Here is a 2,290-nt window from a genome sequence, read left to right as displayed (position 1 = left end):
GCCCGGCCGCCGACCGGGCCCGGCCGCCCCGGTCGGCACTGCTGACGCATGCCGTGGTCCGGCGCGGGCCGCCGGCGTTCGCCCTCGCCTGCTGACGCGCCCGCCGCACTCTCATCCCACCCCGGCTGCCTCCGGCCGCCGGAACGCTCGCGACGGGCAGGTCGCCCTGCCGTACGGCCGCACCTTGCGCCGTCGTGCCGTCAGGGTGCGGGCCCGCGTCCGCCGCCGCACCTCCCCAGGGGTCCGGCGTGCCGCGCGGCTACCCATGGACGCCCACGGTGCCGCGCTGCGCGGCGCCGTTCCCCGCCTTCCCCTCGGGACCTTCCCATGCCTGACTTCGACGGCGCACCGGCTCCGGCCGGCGCCACCGTCCCACCGTTCCCGCTCCTCCGGGCGCGCCGGCCGCTCCTACCGTTCGACGGCCCGCGAACCGTCCGGGGCACGGCTTCCCGGCCGGTCCTCGCCCAGCCGGGCCAGCAGCCGGGCCGACCACTCGGGCGAGGGCCCGTCGGCGGCGCCCGCCCCCACCCGACCGCACAGCCGTTCGGCCCGGGCCAGCCACTCCCGGCAGCCGGCACAGCGCGCGACGTGCTTGTCCAGCCGGACCTCCGGCAGACGGCTCGGTTCGCCGTCGAGCCGGGCGGACAGAGCGATACGGAACTGCGCGCATCTCATATGCCCATCGTCCCGCACGGCCATACCGCCGGGAGCTGCCGGGTGGGGGGCCGCCGTGGATGACGAACAGCTCACCGCACTGGCCCTGACCGCCCGCTCGGGGCGGGCGGCCGACGTCGAGGCCTTCGTCCGGGCGACCCAGCGGGACGTCTGGCGCTTCGTCGCCCACCTGACCGACGTGCAGTCCGCCGATGACCTCGCGCAGGAGACCTTCCTGCGCGCGCTGCGCGGCCTGCCCGCGTTCGCCGGGCGCTCCTCGGCCCGCACCTGGCTGCTGTCGATCGCCCGGCGCACGGTGATCGACCGGTACCGGATGGCCGCCGCCCGGCCGCGCTGCGCGGCACTGCCGGACTGGCAGGAGGCGGCAGAGCGGCAGGGCGGCGCAGCTCCGGCCGGGTTCGAGGACGGCGTCGCGCTCGGCGACCTGCTCGACCGGGTGCCCGCCCAGCGGCGGGAGGCCTTCGTGCTGACACAGGTGGTCGGCCTGAGCTACGCCGAGGCCGCCGAGGTCGCCGGCTGCCCTGTCGGAACCGTCCGCTCCCGGGTCGCCCGGGCTCGGGAGGAACTGGTGGCACGCCTGCGCGCCGCGGAGACCGGGGAACTCGCGACCGCCTGCTGAGTGGCGGACGGGCGGCGGCGGACGGCTGACGGCGGACAGATGACGGCGAACAGATGACAGATTTCGAAATCTGTCATCTGTTCGTTGAAAGTTGTCGGCTGACGGCTGCCGGCCGACAACCGTTCGCCGTGTGCGCCACCGCATCCAGCCCCGGCCCCGACCCCGGCCCCGCACAGCACAGCACGGCACAGCACAGCACAGCACAGCACCGGGAAGAAATCCCCCAGGTGTTCGGAACCAGAACCCCCTCGCCCCCGACTGCTGTACCGGACCCCGCCGCCGAGGCGGCGTCCGGTCCGGCAGTACGGGAGACGGAGGGACTTCATGGCAGCACAACGGACCCCGAACGCTCCATTCCTGACGGGGAGTCAGGCTCAGCAACCGGTCGACCGCTGGAGCCTGGTCATAGCCGCCGGCCTCCTGTCGTTCGTCGCGATGCTCGACATGAACGTGGTCAACCTCGCGCTCACCGACATCTCGGCCGGACTGCACGTCTCCCCCGGAGTCGCCCAGTGGGCCGTCCTCGGCTACCAACTCCCGCTCGTCGCCCTGCTGTTGCCCGCCGGACGATGGCTGGACCAGGTCGGCACCCGCTCGGCCCTGCTGCTCGCGGTCGGGTGCTTCGCCCTGTGCAGCGTGCTGGCCGCCTGTGCCCCGTGGGCCGGCTGGCTGATCGCGGCCCGGCTGTTCCAGGGCGCCTTCGGGGCGGTGCTCTTCGTCCTGATGCCGGTACTCGCCGCCACCTCCGTCCGGCCCGAGCTGCGCGGCCGGGCGATGAGCGTACCCGCGACGCTCGGTCCGCTCGGCGCCGTCACCGGGCCGGTGGTCGGTGGTCTGCTGCTGGACCACCTGGGCTGGCGGGCGATCTTCCTCGTCAAGCTGCCGGTCTGTCTGGCCGCCGTCCTGATCGTGCGGCGCCACGCCCCGCGCCGGGGCGGGCTGCGACCGCCCGACCGGGCCTCGCTCGGCGACGCCGCGCTGATCGGCGCCGCCGTG

3 protein-coding genes are annotated in these 2,290 nt (G+C 75.2%); 2 read left to right on the top strand and 1 reads right to left on the bottom strand.

Annotated features, from left to right (window positions below; genetic code table 11):
- Window positions 1-408 precede the first annotated feature (408 nt).
- Entirely contained in the window at window positions 409-675 is a 267-nt protein-coding gene (locus tag KS423_RS43795; RefSeq protein WP_224285266.1) for a zf-HC2 domain-containing protein, read from the bottom strand.
- 55 nt (window positions 676-730) lie between these two features.
- On the opposite strand from KS423_RS43795, the gene KS423_RS43790 reads away from it, so the two are divergent.
- Together KS423_RS43790 and KS423_RS43785 are read left to right on the top strand one after the other, a co-directional pair.
- Complete coding sequence (locus tag KS423_RS43790) at window positions 731-1,294, top strand: sigma-70 family RNA polymerase sigma factor (protein ID WP_224285265.1); 564 nt, start codon at window positions 731-733, stop codon at window positions 1,292-1,294.
- A gap of 324 nt (window positions 1,295-1,618) precedes the next feature.
- Window positions 1,619-2,290, top strand: a 672-nt coding sequence (locus KS423_RS43785; protein ID WP_224285264.1) for an MFS transporter, incomplete at its 3' end; no start/stop codon positions are given.

The sequence above is a fragment of the Streptomyces sp. LS1784 genome, from assembly GCF_020103755.1.
In the GTDB taxonomy this organism is placed as follows: Bacteria; Actinomycetota; Actinomycetes; order Streptomycetales; family Streptomycetaceae; genus Kitasatospora.
The sequence above is the reverse complement of the archived record's forward strand: the minus strand, read 5'-3'. Positions and strand labels throughout refer to the sequence as shown.